General features: G+C 44.9%; 11 protein-coding genes. 10 read left to right on the top strand and 1 reads right to left on the bottom strand.

What is annotated here, in order from left to right; genetic code table 11:
* Positions 1-3 precede the first annotated feature (3 nt).
* The 10 genes from DRJ53_RS12575 (at position 4) to DRJ53_RS12530 (ending at position 11,840) form a co-directional block, all read left to right on the top strand.
* Entirely contained in the window at positions 4-2,319 is a 2,316-nt protein-coding gene (locus tag DRJ53_RS12575) for a GumC family protein (protein ID WP_114235998.1), read from the top strand.
* Between the two features lie 31 nt (positions 2,320-2,350).
* A complete protein-coding gene (locus tag DRJ53_RS12570; protein WP_114235997.1) occupies positions 2,351-3,658 on the top strand; it encodes an O-antigen ligase family protein in 1,308 nt (435 codons plus the stop codon).
* Positions 3,639-5,111: an oligosaccharide flippase family protein gene (locus DRJ53_RS12565; RefSeq protein ID WP_114235996.1), complete on the top strand. Its 1,473-nt coding sequence runs from the start codon at positions 3,639-3,641 to the stop codon at positions 5,109-5,111. The genes DRJ53_RS12570 and DRJ53_RS12565 overlap by 20 nt, the downstream gene beginning before the upstream one ends.
* Positions 5,112-5,152: 41 nt before the next feature.
* Positions 5,153-5,746, top strand: a complete 594-nt coding sequence (locus DRJ53_RS12560) for a serine O-acetyltransferase (protein WP_114235995.1) — start codon at positions 5,153-5,155, stop codon at positions 5,744-5,746.
* A gap of 126 nt (positions 5,747-5,872) precedes the next feature.
* Complete coding sequence (locus DRJ53_RS12555) at positions 5,873-7,036, top strand: glycosyltransferase family 4 protein (RefSeq protein ID WP_114235994.1); 1,164 nt, start codon at positions 5,873-5,875, stop codon at positions 7,034-7,036.
* A gap of 32 nt (positions 7,037-7,068) precedes the next feature.
* Positions 7,069-8,139, top strand: coding sequence for a glycosyltransferase family 4 protein (locus DRJ53_RS12550; protein ID WP_123893545.1), 1,071 nt, complete (start codon positions 7,069-7,071; stop codon positions 8,137-8,139).
* 45 nt (positions 8,140-8,184) lie between these two features.
* Positions 8,185-8,940, top strand: coding sequence for a WecB/TagA/CpsF family glycosyltransferase (locus DRJ53_RS12545; RefSeq protein WP_206609777.1), 756 nt, complete (start codon positions 8,185-8,187; stop codon positions 8,938-8,940).
* 207 nt (positions 8,941-9,147) lie between these two features.
* Complete coding sequence (locus tag DRJ53_RS12540) at positions 9,148-10,536, top strand: undecaprenyl-phosphate glucose phosphotransferase (RefSeq protein ID WP_114235992.1); 1,389 nt, start codon at positions 9,148-9,150, stop codon at positions 10,534-10,536.
* A 25-nt stretch (positions 10,537-10,561) separates the two neighbouring features.
* Positions 10,562-11,209 carry a GAF domain-containing protein gene (locus DRJ53_RS12535; RefSeq protein ID WP_114235991.1) on the top strand — a complete coding sequence of 216 codons (648 nt, stop codon included), beginning with the start codon at positions 10,562-10,564 and terminating at the stop codon, positions 11,207-11,209.
* 67 nt (positions 11,210-11,276) lie between these two features.
* Positions 11,277-11,840, top strand: a complete 564-nt coding sequence (locus DRJ53_RS12530; RefSeq protein ID WP_114235990.1) for a GAF domain-containing protein — start codon at positions 11,277-11,279, stop codon at positions 11,838-11,840.
* Between the two features lie 65 nt (positions 11,841-11,905).
* Here the strand turns inward: DRJ53_RS12530 and DRJ53_RS12525 are convergent, their stop codons facing one another.
* The gene (locus DRJ53_RS12525) at positions 11,906-14,821 is read right to left on the bottom strand and encodes a glycoside hydrolase family 9 protein (protein ID WP_114235989.1); all 2,916 of its coding nucleotides are present in this window, start codon (positions 14,819-14,821) and stop codon (positions 11,906-11,908) included.
* Positions 14,822-15,236 lie beyond the last annotated feature (415 nt).

Below are 15,236 nucleotides of genomic sequence, written 5' to 3'. Positions count from 1 at the left end.
GGTATGAAGGAAAAAAGAAAGCAAGAAAACGTTGATGAAAACTTTTTTGAAAGCCTGTGGTTTAGGTTCTTTCCTTATTGGCCCTTATTTGTTTTTTTAGGCGCCACATTTCTGGTGCTGGCATATGTATATGCCGCTTCCAAAAAGCCGGTTTATACGGTTAATGCCACCATTGCCATTAACAACGTAGGCAATGCTGCTCCAAGCTATAGCAACCAGCCATTCCAGGCATTGAACGCCTACGCCGAACGGCAAGTAGTAGACAATGAGGTGCTCATTTTGCAGTCGCGGAGCCTGATGAAAGAGGTGGTCAATAATCTTCGCCTATATGCAAGCTTTTACCAGAAAGAACGGGTGGGGCAGCGCCAGGTGTATTTATCCTGTCCGGTTGACATTGAAGCAAAGGACCCGGAGCAATTAAAGCTGGCGCAAAATATTCAATTTACTTACCATCGTGCAAAAAACGCCGTAAGCATAGGTGGGAAAGAATACCCGTTGAACCAGTGGATAAACCTTCCATACGGTGTGATCAGGTTTGTAAACAGCCGCAGAGACACCACAGGTAATGGAAAAGAGTTTTATTTCTCTATCAATCACCCTACTATCGTTGCCAATTATTTGCTAGGCGGCTTGAAGGTGAACTCAGTAAACAAACTGGCCACACTGATTAATATTAGTTACCAGTCGGAGGTGCCTGCACAAGCCGCTGATATTATCAATGAGTTGATACGGGTGTACATGCATTCGTCAGTTGAGCATGGCTCCGAAATGGCGGCCAGTACACTGGCATTTGTAGATGAACGGCTCGGTGAGGTCGAACGGGATCTTGATTCCATCGAAAGACAAATTCAACAATTCAGGGCAACGCAGGGAGTAATAGATTTGAGCGAGCAAGGCAGACTTTTTTTGCAAAATGCAGCCGAAAATGATCGGCGGATCACCGAAATTAATACCCAGCTTGCGGTGCTGGACCAAGTGGAGCGATATGTAAATGCACAGGGGGGACAAACGGGTATTGTGCCTACCACACTTGGAATAGATGATCCGGTACTTGTGCAGTTGCTGCAGCGGCTGAATGACCTGGAACTGCAGCGAGCAAACCTCCGCACCACTGCCGGTGAAAGCAACCCGATGGTTACCTCCGTTGAAAGTGAGATTGCCAAGATCCGTCCAAACATCCGCAGCATCGTCAATAATCAACGATCACGTTTGACTGCCGGCCGCAATAATCTTACGGCCACAACCAACAGGTTCAATTCAAATATTAGAAACATACCAGAGCAGGAACGCCGCCTGCTGGACATCAGCAGGCAGCAGGCAGTGAAGCGAGATCTTTATTCCTTTCTGCTGCAAAGGCGTGAAGAAGCGGCTTTGAGCAATGCTTCCAATATTGCCGAAAACAGAGTGGTCGATTGGGCTGACCCAAAATCGGCAGTCGCCAGTTCCAAGAAAATTATATTTCTATTGGGTGGCCTGCTAGCGGCTTTCGCCCTTGGCATAGCGTATATCATTTCAAAGGAGGTAATGAGTTCAAACCTGCTGTTTCGCTCATCGGTGGAAAAGCTGACAACCTTGCCAGTAATTGGTGAAATTGTGTACCGTAAGGCCGCAAGCAAAAGGTATACGGGAATGGGCACACCCGTAGTTACGGAAGATTTCCGGCGACTGGCCACGGCGCTTGGATTGTTTAACGGAGCCACGGGCCAGAAAAGGGTCATGGTTACTTCACATCTGCCCAACGAAGGAAAAACATACGTCAGCAGCCATTTGGCACTTGCGCTTGCGCTTTCAGGCAAAAAGGTGATGCTGCTGGACCTCAACTTGCATGCGCCGGAGATTGCGGAGAGATTTGAGCTGCAGTCTCAGATCGGTGCAAAAGAAGTGCTTCAAGGAAAGGCAAAGTGGAATGAGGCGTTGCAGAAAACCTCGCTTCCGTTGCTGCACGTGTTGCCTGCCGGCCAAGGTGGAGGTGATGCGATGGAATTATTGCTACCCGAAAAACTGCACCCTTTATTTCAGGCGCTTGAGCAGGCATACGACTTGGTGGTAATAGATTCGCCGCCCATTGAACTGTCTACCGATGCTTACGCTATCGGTGCCTCCTGCGATGCTACAGTGGTAGTAGTGCGCCATGGTGTTACACCAACCAATATCATCCGAAAAATGGATGAGAACCCAAGGCTGGCCCACATCAGCAACCTGAATATTGTGTTCAATGGCATAAAAGGGAGAGGTATGCTGAAGCGGTATTACGGTTTTGGTTTTGGATATGGTAAAGAAAAGTTTTACCTGCAAAAAGCTTACGCAAAACCCCAGTAAATTTTAACGCTTACCTGCGCAATTAGGTAATATGGACATTCGAAAACCATTAGCTGTTGCCTGCACTTTTTTGTTCATACTTTACCTGCTTTACTCAAAGTCCAGGCGCAGAACCTTTTTGCTTACCGTGGTGTATTTTCTTCCCTTGATGGACCTGTTGATTACACCAACTTCCAGAGGCAGTTTTACCGTTTTCGATTTCATCAGTTTTTATAGCGTCATCTTTCTGATCAAGGACTTTCGTTTTACAACCAATAGAAATGCGGTCTACTTTGTCATTTTTCTATTGTTTTTCGGTACGCTTTTGTTTGGTACTATGGAGTCCCAGTTCAGGAGCGTTTCCCTGGTCAGTTATTTCCAGTTCTTTCCTGTTTTTATCTTCTCCAAGGCATTGATGGAGGAGATAAATGACGATCCAGCTTTTACACATGTTATCATCAGGGCAGCAAGAGTCATTTGTCTTGTTTCGCTTGTATTTCTGGCGATGCAATTAATTGTTGGTTTAAAATTTTCTTTATATCCATCGCTTAACACCAATACATTTACGGGTGGCTCTGCCCGGTACCCGAGTTTTTTCAACGATCCGCAGAAATATGCGCAATACTTGTCGATGAGCAGCTTTCTTTTTCTGATTCCCACCAACCATCCAAAAGAAACTCCATTAAAAAGAAACCTGTTTTTTCTTGCGGCAGTGGTTGGCCTGTTCCTCACCGGTGCCAGGGCTGCTTTTGGTGGATTGGTGGTGGGCCTTGCTATTGTATTCCTGATCGGGGAAAGCAAATACCGCACTGTTGGTATTGCCGGTGGGCTTGCAGGTTATCTGCTGATTGTGCTTTTTGGTGAATACTTTCCCTTGTTCAACCGCGAGGAAAGTGCTTCCGAATCTTTTGAGTTCAGGAATCATATCTGGCAGGAAGCCTTACAAATATTCAGGGACAATCCTGTTTTTGGCATAGGTATCGGCAACTATCAAAGCTATGTGGCCCTGTACTCGCCGGATCAGTTCTGGTTTTTGCCCGAAAATGAAATCATGTATTTCGATCATCCGGAAAGCGGCTATCTGAAGATGTTGACAGAATTTGGCGCCATCCCTTTTTTTCTTCTTTGTTTGTATGTAGTGATTCCGTTCTTTTCAGGGCTGCGCAGCTTCTTTAATCAATGGACTGATAATCGGGTATTTTACTTTATAGGTGCGCTGGTGGGTTGGATGATTTCTTACATAACAGTTTATTCGTTGAGTGACCGGCGGGTACTGATTATGGTGGCCTTACACATCAGTCTGCTGATCTTAGCCGGTAATAATAAATTAGAGGAGCTTCATGAAAAAGATAATGAGTAGCATACGGAACCTGAATAAATCGGCTCTGTTAAAAAATAGTTTTTGGGGCATTGCGTCAAGCGGCCTGCAGAATCTGTTTTTAAGCGGATTTTTTGTGATCATTGCAAGGCAATATCCGACTGCAGATTTTGCTCAGTATCTCATTGCCAATGCGCTCTACCAACTGTTGGTTGTATTTTCTTCATTAGGCCTGGGGCAATGGTTTATCAGGGAGGTAGTTAATACACAGGATAAAGCAGCAGTGGTAAACAGCTTTTTTAAAACCCAACTTTATTTTGGCCTAAGTTTTTATGTGGTCAACCTCGCTTTAGCCTTTGCACTTTACGACAGTTCGGTGGTGCACACATTGGCTATTTTGTTTGGTTTCAATATCATTCTGGACAACCTGATCAATGCGATCAAATCACTAAATATAGCCGAGTTTCAACAGGTCAAAACCTTCAAGATCCTGATCATCGATTCCTTTCTGCTATGCCTTACTGCGGCGGTGCTTTATATCTATCCATTTTCCATTGTTACCCTCACCATTGCCCAAATCATTATTCGCACCATCACCATCAACCTGTTTTTAAAATTAGGATCTTCAGAGTTGGTGAGCTTAAGCGGAATTCTTAAATACAAGGTGCGATTTGGAGCGGTGAAAAGCCTTGTACTTGCCAACTGGACCTTCGTGATCATTGGCAGCATCTCCTTGCTTTTTTGGCGCAGCGCACAGATCATTATTTCTAAAATGCTTACGCTTACCGATGTTGCTATATACGGCGTGGCGTATAAGATCTTTCAAATTGCATTAATCATTCCCTTTATCATTTCTACTACGGTATTTCCTTCGTTGGTAAAAAAATATAAACCGGACAACTTAGACGACCTGCGGAATTATTACCAGCAGGTTTTCCTGCTATATTTTTCTTATGGCTTGCTGGCATTTACAGCTGTTTATTCATTTTCCGATTTTCTTATCCCGCTGATTTTTGGTGCTAACTATACTAATGCAGTATATTATACCAAGCTTATGTTTTTAACGGTTCTGGTTTTTCCCACGGCCATATTGCAGGCCAATTTGCTGGTAGCAATGAAACTGGAAAAATTTGACATGATTTACAACGTGGTTAGCCTGTTGCTATACCTGATTTTGACCTTCGTAGGATTATATTTTGTGAAAGATCTTATGGTGATCAACCTATCGATCTTTTTTTCCTTTTTCCTTTTTCATGTGTTGCAAGATTTCTTGCTGGTAAGGAAAGGAGTGACCACCATCCAGCATGTGCTGATGTTTTATGGAATAAGTGTTGCGTGTGTGTTGGGATACCTGCTGTTGGTTAACCTCACCAACCTTTACCTGGCGTTTTTTGCAATATGGCTGTTGATAGGCATTGGCGTAATTATTTTTTTACCGAAAGTCAATAAGATGGTAAAAGGACTCTTTTCGAGAAAAGCAAAATTGGAAATATAAGCTGCAGCAGGAGTTTGTTTTTGACCATTCAAACAGGAAACATGCAAAGATTCTTGACTTTACTGAGGTTGTCGTTGGGGAGCATATTTTATGCGCCGCACCTGTTGGTGTTTTTGGGCAGTAAAAATCGCCGCATCATTGAAGCTGATATCAGGCGCTGGCTCTCTGTTCATCACGTAGAATATGGCATGAAGATGGGATTGATTTATTTGTTGAGCCACCTGCCTGAATACCGAAACCTTTTTTATTACCGTATTGGTCCTATCCGGTATGTACTGAACCTGTGGTGTCCTAAAATGAAGTCATTGGTGATAAATGCGGAAGAAGTTGGGGAGGGATTATATTTACAACATGCACATAGTACCCGTATTGGTGCAAAAACGGTGGGGAAAAATTGCTGGATCAACCAGCAGGTAACAATTGGCTGGGAGCAGAAAGGGAGACCGGTAATTCTGGACAATGTGCGTATTGGCGCCGGCGCCAAAATTATTGGCAAAGTGGTAGTAGGCAATAATTGCATCATAGGTGCCAATGCGGTTATAGTAAAAGATGTACCCGATAACTGCACTGTTGTGGGCGTATATCCTGTGTACATTGTGAGGCGAGACGGAGTGAAAGTAAAAGAGATATTATAGTGCGTTGCTTGGCCATTTTAATACCCTGCGATACCGATTGCGCAGGTTGGAGTTTGTGCTGACAATGACTTCTCTAAGCTAGTTACGCAGTTCAATCTTATTTATAAAAAACAACCTACATAATATATGAAGGTGTTGTATTATACATCTACTGCTTTCATGGATGTTTCGTTAGAAATCATCAAGGTAGTAAAGACCATTGCGGAGCTGCATGTGCTCATTGAACTTACTCCGGGCTCTAAGAAAGAAAACATCATTAATATTGAAACGCTGCCAGAGGATCAGGTGTTTGTTCCGGTACAACAGTTATTGAAGCCGCAGGACTATGCAATGATGCAACCATACTTTGATGGTGTCGCCAGTATCAGTTTTATAGTTCATGGCAAAAAAAGTGCTGTTACTTCTTTGGCCACATCGATTAAGGCTTTCCAGTATATCCGTAAAATTAGTCCTGACATTTTTCATCTTGAAGCCCTCCAAATCAGGTCTGTTGGGTTATTGCCTTCGATTTTGTTGGTCAAGAAACTGCTCATAGCCGTCCACGATCCGGTACCGCACACTGGTGAAACTGGCTGGAAAATCAATCTGACCCGTTCCTCTTTTCATCGCTTTCCCAAAGCAAAAGGTTATCTTCTTTATTCAGCTTTTGCAAAAAAGCAATTTGACCTGCATCATCCGCAATTAACAAGTCCACGGTATTTGCTGCAGTTGCAGCCCTACACCTATTATCGAAATTACCTGCCGCCAGGAAGGCAGGAGCGGAAGCACATCTTGTTTTTTGGCCGGTTGTCGCCATACAAAGGGATCGACGTTTTGCTGGAAGCGATACCCCAGGTGTTCAGGCAGCTTCCCGAAGAGGAGTTGGTAATTGCCGGTAAAAGTTTTGAGGGATATGTGCCTGATCCGGAAGTGGTAAGCAAATACCCCAACAACATTCGGGTATTGAACCGGTATATTTCGAACGAAGAACTGGTGTTGCTCATCAGCCAGGCAAAGTTTGTTGTCTGTCCTTATAAAGATGCCACACAAAGTGGTGTGCTGATGACTGCTTATGCTTTGCAAACCCCTGTTATTGCCACCGATGTTGGTGCTTTCCCCGAAACGATTGTCAACAATCGCTCTGGAATACTTGTTCCGGTGGGGGACGCTACTAAATTGGCCGAGGCCATGCTTCAAGCTTTAGACGGCGACTTTTACAAAGAAATGGAACGCTATCTTTTACAAACACAGGAAAATATTTCATGGGCAACAGCGAATAAGGAAGCGTTGTTGCAGGCCTATACGTTGTAATTTTTTACCCTAGCAAAAATTAATTAGTGCCGGTGATACGAATACTTGTAATTGGCCCCAGCATCGAACGAACAAAGGGTGGCATGGCAACAGTCATCAGGGATGCACTTGCTCTGAATCAGCAACGCCCGGAAGTGGAACTGACCCATTTGGTTTCGCATGTGGAAGGCAGTGTGGCGGAGCGGATAATGGTTACTGCAAAAAGTTTGTGGTACACATTGCGGCACCGCAACAAGTTTGATTTGGCGCACATTCATGTGGCTTCAAAAGGCAGCTTTTACCGCAAAAGTCTGTTTGTTCACCTGTGCAGGTTGCTGGGCAAGCCCGTGGTTCTACACGTGCATGGAGCTGACTTCGATTCGTTTTATTTTGCGGCTGCATCCATGCTGCGCAGGTATATCAGGCACACATTTAGGGTGGCTGCACAAGTGTTTGTTTTGTCGGTTTTTTGGCGAAACTTTTTTCAGCAACATATTACTAAGGGCAATGTTCAAATTGTACACAACGGCGTTGATGTGGCAGCTTTTTCTACCTGCATTTCGGCGGTGCCGGATTATAATAATTTTCTCTTCCTGGGTCGACTTGGTAAGCGAAAAGGTGTGTACGACCTGCTTCAGGCCATAGAAATGATCGTGGCGGCCATGCCCACATCCCCGATGCATTTTTGGCTGGCCGGCGACGGCGAGATTAACGCGGTAATAGAGGAAGTTCGGCGGCGAAACCTTGGTGCTTTTGTCACAGTGGTAGGTTGGATCGATGGGCAGCAAAAATTGCAATACCTGAAACAAGCCGACACGATGCTGCTGCCTTCTTACGACGAAGGGCTGCCCATGTCCATATTGGAGGCCATGGCATGTGGCAAAGTAATCATCAGCACATTTGTGGGTGGTATACCTGACCTGATTATCAATGGCGAACACGGATTCCTGATTCAGCCTGGAGACGTTAATGCTTTAGCAAAAGCCATCAGGAATGTGCATGAGCAAAAGGAACGGATGAGAGTGATATCCGCAAAAAACATTGATCGTATCCGGGAACATTACGACCTAAACAAAATCAACCTGCAGATACTGGAAACTTATCAACGAATGACTCGTAAATAAGGGTTCCTGTGTTGCCTTCTGTTCATCATCGAAAACCTATTAGCTGTGGAAAAGGTAAAAATTGGTAGGGCAATGGTCAGCAACGTCGACCAGCAAGAGGCCATATCCGAGATCGATCGCATCATTGCCCACAACGAACGAACCTATGTAGTAACCCCAAACCTGGATCATATTGTAAAACTGGAAGAGGACCCAGAGTTTGAACGAGTATATAATGATGCAGGTTTGGTGCTGCCCGATGGCAACCCTTTGATTTGGGCCTCCAAGCTTTTGGGCACACCCCTAAAGGCACTGGTAGCTGGTTCAGACTTATTTCCCGTTTTATGTGCCCATTCTGTGGACCGCGGCTATCGACTGTTCTTTCTAGGTGGATTGGAAGGGGTGGCAGCCAAAGCTGCAGCCGTGTTGCAGCAACAATATCCGCGTATTCAGATTGTGGGCACTTATAGCCCACCCTTCGGATTTGATAAAAATCCGGTGGAAAACGAGAAAATCATTGCCATGATTAATGCCGTTCAACCACATATTTTGTTTGTGGGAGTGGGGGCGCCGAAACAGGAAAAATGGATGTTTCGAAATTTAAGTCAATTGAACATCAATGTGGCATTAGGCATCGGTGCATCATTCGATTTTGTGGCAGGAACGATAAAAAGAGCACCGTCTTTTATGAGAAAAGTAGGAATGGAATGGTTCTGGCGATTTTCTCACGAGCCTAAACGATTATTTCGAAGATATTTTATTGACAGTGCTAGGTTTGTGCCCATTATTTATAAACAGTACAAGCAAAAAACACATTTGTAAAAATGCCTTGTTTCATGACTGCATGTCAAAAAATAATTTCATGAAACCGAAGCAGTTGCCCATCGAAACTGGCTCGATACTTTGCACAAATTTCCGTATTCCAAATTTGGTAAGAAAAAAAATGCGTTTTAATTTCTTGTCGGAACACTGCCACAAGTTGCCAGCAGTTTGTTTGTCTTGTAATGTATATGACTTTAAAGCAACATCATGACCTTTGCTTCTAAGCGATTTTTACAGCTATTGTTTCTTTTGCTCGATGTGCTCCTCCTAAATGCAGGTTATCTGTTGGCGCAATATCTCTTCCAGGAAGATCCGCAGTCGGCAGTGTACATGCGTTATATACAGTTTTGGATTCTCATCAATGGGTTTTGGCTTTTGTTGGCATTTATGGGAGAAGTGTATGCCACTAAAAATATTTCCTATTTTGAAAAGTTTCTGCGGGCATCTTTCCGAATATTTGTTGTGTGGGCTGCACTTACAATTGTATACCTGTTTCTTCCACGGTTAATTCAGTTGTCCGCCGGGATGGGGCTTACCACAATCGGTCTTTTTCTGGTAGGCCTGATCATTAACCGCATTGTTTATATGGTTGTGCGCAGCTGGATCGACCGGATGGCGCACTTGCGTAGGAAGATCCTCGTTATTGGCTACAACAACACCTCGATGCGTTTTATTTCGCATTTGGAAAAAGAAGGGTTGGGCGTGCAGATTCTGGGTTTTATCGATGACAAACCCAATGTCAATAGTAACCTCAAATACCCCGTGTTGGCAGGGCTGTCAGAAACCCTGAAAGTCGCCAAACAACTACGTGTTACTGAAGTGTACTCGGCTATCATGCCCGAAAATAACCACCATGTATACAACATCATGCAACAGGCCGACAAAGAGTTGATCAGGTTTAGGCTGGTTGCGGACTTTGCCAGCTTTATTGACCGGCCGGTGCATGTCGATTTTTTGCAGGACATTCCGTTGCTGTCCATCCGGCGTGAGCCATTGGAAGAAGTTGTCAACCGCTTCAAGAAAAGAGCATTTGATGTCGTGGTAAGTGGACTGGTGACGATTTTTATTTTATCCTGGCTGGTGCCATTGTTGGGCCTGCTGATCAAATTAGAGTCGAAAGGACCAATCTTTTTTGTGCAATTGCGCAGCGGTAAAAATAACCGCCCGTTCCGGTGTTATAAATTCAGGAGCATGGGTGCCAACAACGATCCTTCTGTTCAGGCAAAAAAGAATGATGTGCGGGTGACCCGAATCGGGAAAATTATCCGGAAAACAAGCCTGGATGAGTTTCCACAATTCCTCAATGTGCTAAAGGGCGAAATGAGTATTGTTGGGCCACGGCCGCACATGCTGAAGCATACAAAAGATTTTGCAAGCCTGGCCGACGACTATATGGTTCGCCAGTTTTTAAAACCGGGCATCACCGGTTGGGCACAAATCAATGGCTATCGCGGAGAGATCAGAGAACTGGTGCATATTAAAAAAAGAGTGGAATATGACCTTTGGTATTTGGAGCACTGGAGCCTTTGGCTTGATGTTCGCATTATCTTTTTGACTGTTTATAATGTATTTAAAGGTGAAGAAAACGCTTATTAACTAAGCGGAATAAGTAAAACAAATTATGCAATCTGCCCCGAAACCCCACAACGAACAAGAACGATTAGCTGCGCTGAAAAAATACAATTTGCTCGATAGTTTGCCTGAGCAGGTATACAATGATATTGCCCGCCTTGCTTCCGAAATTTGTGGCACACCGATGGCGATGTTTTCACTGATCGATAGCGACCGGCAATGGGTTAAGGCAAAGTCGGGCATTGATTTAGTTGAATCGCCAAGGAATATTTCCTTTTGTGCACACGTCATTATCAACCCAAATGAACCAATGGTGGTGGAAGATGCTCGTTATGATGAGCGCTTTCACGATAATCCGTTTACAACCCAGGATCCGCATATCGTTTTCTACGCTGGCATCCCGATTGTCGATCCTCAAGGCAATGCTTTGGGTTCGCTTTGTGTATTGGACAGCAGGCCAAGAGAATTATCGGATCAAAAATTGGAGGCACTGAAAGCTTTGGCTAAGTTGGTACAAACACATTTGGAACTCAGGCGGTTAACCGCTGAGTTGGACCAATCAAAAGCAAAATTGGGCAGTGCGCAAACTGCTTTAAAACAGGTGAAAGAAATTACCAATGATTTGTTGAATAACAATCCGCGGCCCGAACAGGTAGCCCAGTTGCAGGCCTTGCAACAATCCGCCGATCTGCCATAAAAGTACTACCAAATGCGTTGGCAGTTTATACAATTCCTACGCCTCGTTTCGGGCTAAATCATCAAATATGCAATCAGCACCCATACCACCGAACGAATCAGAGCGGCTCGCAGCCCTTGCTTCCTACCAACTAATCGACACGCTTCCTGAAGAGGTATACGATGATATCACTAAAATAGCCTCGGAGATGTGCGGTACACCTATGGCAATGCTGTCGTTGATCGACGCAGACCGGCATTGGGCAAAATCCAAGCAGGGGGTTGAGGTGAATGAATTTGAACGGGATTTATCATTTTGCGCCCATGCAATTGCCCATCCGGAAACACCATTTATTGTTGAAGACCTGCGTTATGACGAACGTTTCAGCGACCATCCGTTTGTAACTGGACCATCCAATGTAATTTTCTATGCGGGTGTGCCAGTCGTAGATACGGAGGGGTTTGCACTCGGCACTATTTGCGTTTTGGATCACCGGCCGAGGGTTTTGCCCGAGGAAAAAGTTGCGGCGCTAAAAGCTTTGGCAAAACTAGTTCAGGCGCATTTGTCTTTGCGCAAAGTAACCATCGAGTTGAATCAAACAAAAGCGGACCTGGACTTGGCACGGAATGCTTTGGCACAGATAAAATTGTAAAATAATTCTGTTTACGCAAAAAAGGCCGCACCAATGGGTGCAGCCTTTTTTGTTTGAATGAAGCGTTACCGTTTGATAATTTTTCGTACCCAGGTTTGCCCTGCTGTTGTAATCTTTAAAAGGTATACTCCTTTGACCAGCTTGCCTACCGGCAGTTTTTGGTGATGGTTGCCTTTGCTGATAAAATTAAATTGTTGCAAAACCACTTTTCCGTCTAAGTTTATTAATTGTATGGTGGCGCCTGTTGCAATATCCGATTGCAGTACAAAATTTAGATGTTCTCTTACCGGGTTGGGGTAAACCTGCAGGCCAGGACTGTGGGTAGCCGAAATGGTTTGGGCCATATTCAGCCGCGAAGCTGCCATTTGCATCGGTACCATTTGTGGTTCGGTAACATTGGAAATTTGGATGTTATCGAAATACATGGTGGCCTGCTTGGCACTGTTGTTTTTAATAACAATCTTTTTAATACTACTTGGATTGCCCAGCTGTGCCATACTAACGGATACCGGTGTCCATTTACTGCTGGCAGGTTTTAAGCTTACAGCGGTGCTTTGGGTGCCATTAAACGATTGCGTGTTGACGAGAAACGTGTTTTTGCTGTTGTTGTATACCCAAAATTTTAATTGGGTGGCGGCAGTTGTTGTTACGGCGCTATCGTGCTCAAATGCAAGCGTGCCGTTGCCAGAAAAATCAACCCTGATTGATTTGGCTCCTTCTGTGAAAAAGGTCGTGTTGGCATAGTTGCGGACCGAAGCAGTAGAAACATCCATCCAGTCGGCATCGAGTATATCTTGGTAAATAAAGCTGGTAACAATAGTCGGGCAGTCCGATGTATGTGCTGTAGCCGAATCACTGCTGGGCGAACGGTTTCCCGAAGCATCTTTTGCCACTACCCAAAAATCATAGTCAGTGCCGCACACAAGTCCTTTTACAAACAGCGAAGTGTCTGTAACGCCGGCCTGCAAAAGACTGTCATTTCGGTACACGTCGTAGCCGGTCACTTGCACATCATCTGTGGCAGGCAGCCATTTTAGGGTCAAATTATTGGCTGTAACATTTATCGCGGCTACTGCTCCTGGCGCTGTTGGACTTACACTATCTTTCGTGGTTGCAACTGCGGGCATCAGCCTTGAAAGCAGCATTACGTAGGAAGCCTGGTAATAAATTGCGGGCTCTGTCACTTCCCACGATTTGTCCGTTCCGCCGGAGTTCCAATCCTTATATGCTTTTTGATGCGGTTGGTTAGAGATTTCAGCAGCACTGCCCGAGTATTGTTTATTGGGACCTCCGGGCACATAGCCCGGTGCAGGACCGTTGGTCGAGTAAAGCGCATTGTCCCAACTTGATCCATTTTTATACCAACTGTGAAAAATTTCGTTGGCACATTTCTCTGCACCATACTGGTACATGTTTGTCAGCATCACCATGCCCATTGGGTTCACGCCGTGCATCCAATGCAGGTATTGCTCCGCCACCTCCTGGTATTGTGGGTGTTTCGTCTCATTCAGGTTGAACGTAATATAATCGAGGTTCATCGAGCCGGCATTTGTTCGTGCCTCGTTGTGCCCCCAATGATAGGTTTCATCGTTCATGTGCGCCCGGTACAAGTCGGTGCTGCTGGTGTAAGTACGAATAGAATAGAGATATTCCATGTTCTGTTTGCGGCTGCGGATGCTGCTAGCCACCACAGTAGAAATGTTCGGCAGGGTCGTAAAACGCAGTAGCGCAAGTTGTTGTGGTATGGTGTACGGACCCCACCAATTTTGCCGGTATGGCGTTACATTAAAATATTGGCTTTCCGCAAACAGTTTATACTCTGCTTTTCCTGTTGCTTCATACAGGTATACAGCGGCAATAAAGGCATGGTCCAGTTGTTTGTCGGTACCTATATCTGCGTCGCCACTTTTGATGTCGCCGTCATCACAAGCCGTTTGCCAGGTGGTAAAGTTTTGGGTAGTAACTTTTGCACGGGCCCAGGCTAGTTCGGCACGGCGGATTAAATCTTGACTGTAGGCTGCGAGTGCCTGTTCGGTTTGCATTGCCATGCCAGCCACTGAGAACATAGAGGCGCCGCAAAGCGTAGCTGACGTACATTCCGGAAGGTAGTAACGAGGTCTTTTATCGGTGCTGGGCGGCGTTACTTCGTTAAAATTATCTACGCCAACTTTAAGCATGAATCCATTAGTTCCGGTAGCATCCTGCATCCGTTTTAAAAAATCCAGCTCCCACTTTACTTCGTCCAATATGTCTGGTATTCCGTTACCTGATTCAGGAATATTATAGTTGTCTTTGAATGCACTGGGGTTCATGCGGTAGGCTTCCATTAGCTGAATCACCGCATTGCTGGCAAAAGTTGTGTATTTGTTGAAGTCGCCTGCATCCATCCAACCACCATGTAAATCCCGAACTGTAGTTAAGTCGCCTTTTGCAAAGCGGCTGGTAGCATATCGGTCTTGGCCGGGGCCGTCATAACAGGCCGCATCAGCCCATTTCGCATCGGTATAAGGCTGCTGTTTTGCGAAATTGATTCTTTGATAAAAAAATGTGCGCATGGCCTGGCGTAGCGCCTCTTCGTAAACGTTTTCGCCTATTTCAAACTGAAATGAAGCTACACTGTTCGCTAGGTCGAAAATATAGTAGGAGCCAGGTGTGGTGAGCGCTGAAAAATCGAACCACCAACCGCGGTCACCCGACTGAACATGTGTGGCGCCGCCATTCCAACTTTGCAGTGTGCCTGCATATACAACAACGTCGTCGCTCCATCTTCGAACCTGGTATTGATTTTGGCCGGTTCCTGGGGTAAAAGATTCATTAGCGTTGTAGCCTGCTTGTGGGTCAACAATAACAGCAACTTTTCTGGCATTTGGAAAATAGCCAAACTGGTCTATTTTGATGTGTGGACTGCTTTGAGGTGGTGCGGCAAAACAGCAATTGCATACCAAAAGTATTGCGGTAATGAATTTGATCGTTTTCAACATGTGGTTTTTCTGGGATAGCTTAGGAAATGTTAGCCATTAGCACTCTTGCTAAGGTAAACATTGCAGTATAGAATAATATAAATGTTCGCTTCAATAGAGACAAACACTTAATTTGAAATCAATGAAGCAGCTTATACTGGTTCAAAATCTTAGTATCTGTCCAAGAGCTGGATGTAGACTAGATAGACCTTTTCAATATAGTCAATCGAGCTTATTAGTTCGGTTAGGCGCCCTATTTGGTAATGATTGGATGTGTGATTTCCTTGGTTTTGCTTGAGTTCTTTTTCTTGCTGTATACACAAACGAGGCAGGTTTTAAAGAATTAGTCTGAGCCAAGGAACCCGCAGTGAATGTAATTGGCCGTTGTTCCATGTGTTATTTCTTTGAAAGTAGTGGATGCAGGTTTATCGAAACA

Origin of the sequence: Paracnuella aquatica, assembly GCF_003332885.2 — a bacterium.
GTDB lineage: Bacteria > Bacteroidota > Bacteroidia > Chitinophagales > Chitinophagaceae > Flavisolibacter > Flavisolibacter aquaticus.
Note: the sequence above shows the minus strand (reverse complement) of the source record. Positions and strands in the feature narration are given on the sequence as shown.

Coding starts and splice junctions, on each gene's coding strand:
- DRJ53_RS12575 (WP_114235998.1), top strand. CDS start 4: ATGAAGGAAAAAAGAAAGCAAGAAAACGTTGATGAAAACTTTTTTGAA.
- DRJ53_RS12570 (WP_114235997.1), top strand. CDS start 2,351: ATGGACATTCGAAAACCATTAGCTGTTGCCTGCACTTTTTTGTTCATA.
- DRJ53_RS12565 (WP_114235996.1), top strand. CDS start 3,639: ATGAAAAAGATAATGAGTAGCATACGGAACCTGAATAAATCGGCTCTG.
- DRJ53_RS12560 (WP_114235995.1), top strand. CDS start 5,153: ATGCAAAGATTCTTGACTTTACTGAGGTTGTCGTTGGGGAGCATATTT.
- DRJ53_RS12555 (WP_114235994.1), top strand. CDS start 5,873: ATGAAGGTGTTGTATTATACATCTACTGCTTTCATGGATGTTTCGTTA.
- DRJ53_RS12540 (WP_114235992.1), top strand. CDS start 9,148: ATGACCTTTGCTTCTAAGCGATTTTTACAGCTATTGTTTCTTTTGCTC.
- DRJ53_RS12535 (WP_114235991.1), top strand. CDS start 10,562: ATGCAATCTGCCCCGAAACCCCACAACGAACAAGAACGATTAGCTGCG.
- DRJ53_RS12530 (WP_114235990.1), top strand. CDS start 11,277: ATGCAATCAGCACCCATACCACCGAACGAATCAGAGCGGCTCGCAGCC.
- DRJ53_RS12525 (WP_114235989.1), bottom strand. CDS start 14,821: ATGTTGAAAACGATCAAATTCATTACCGCAATACTTTTGGTATGCAAT.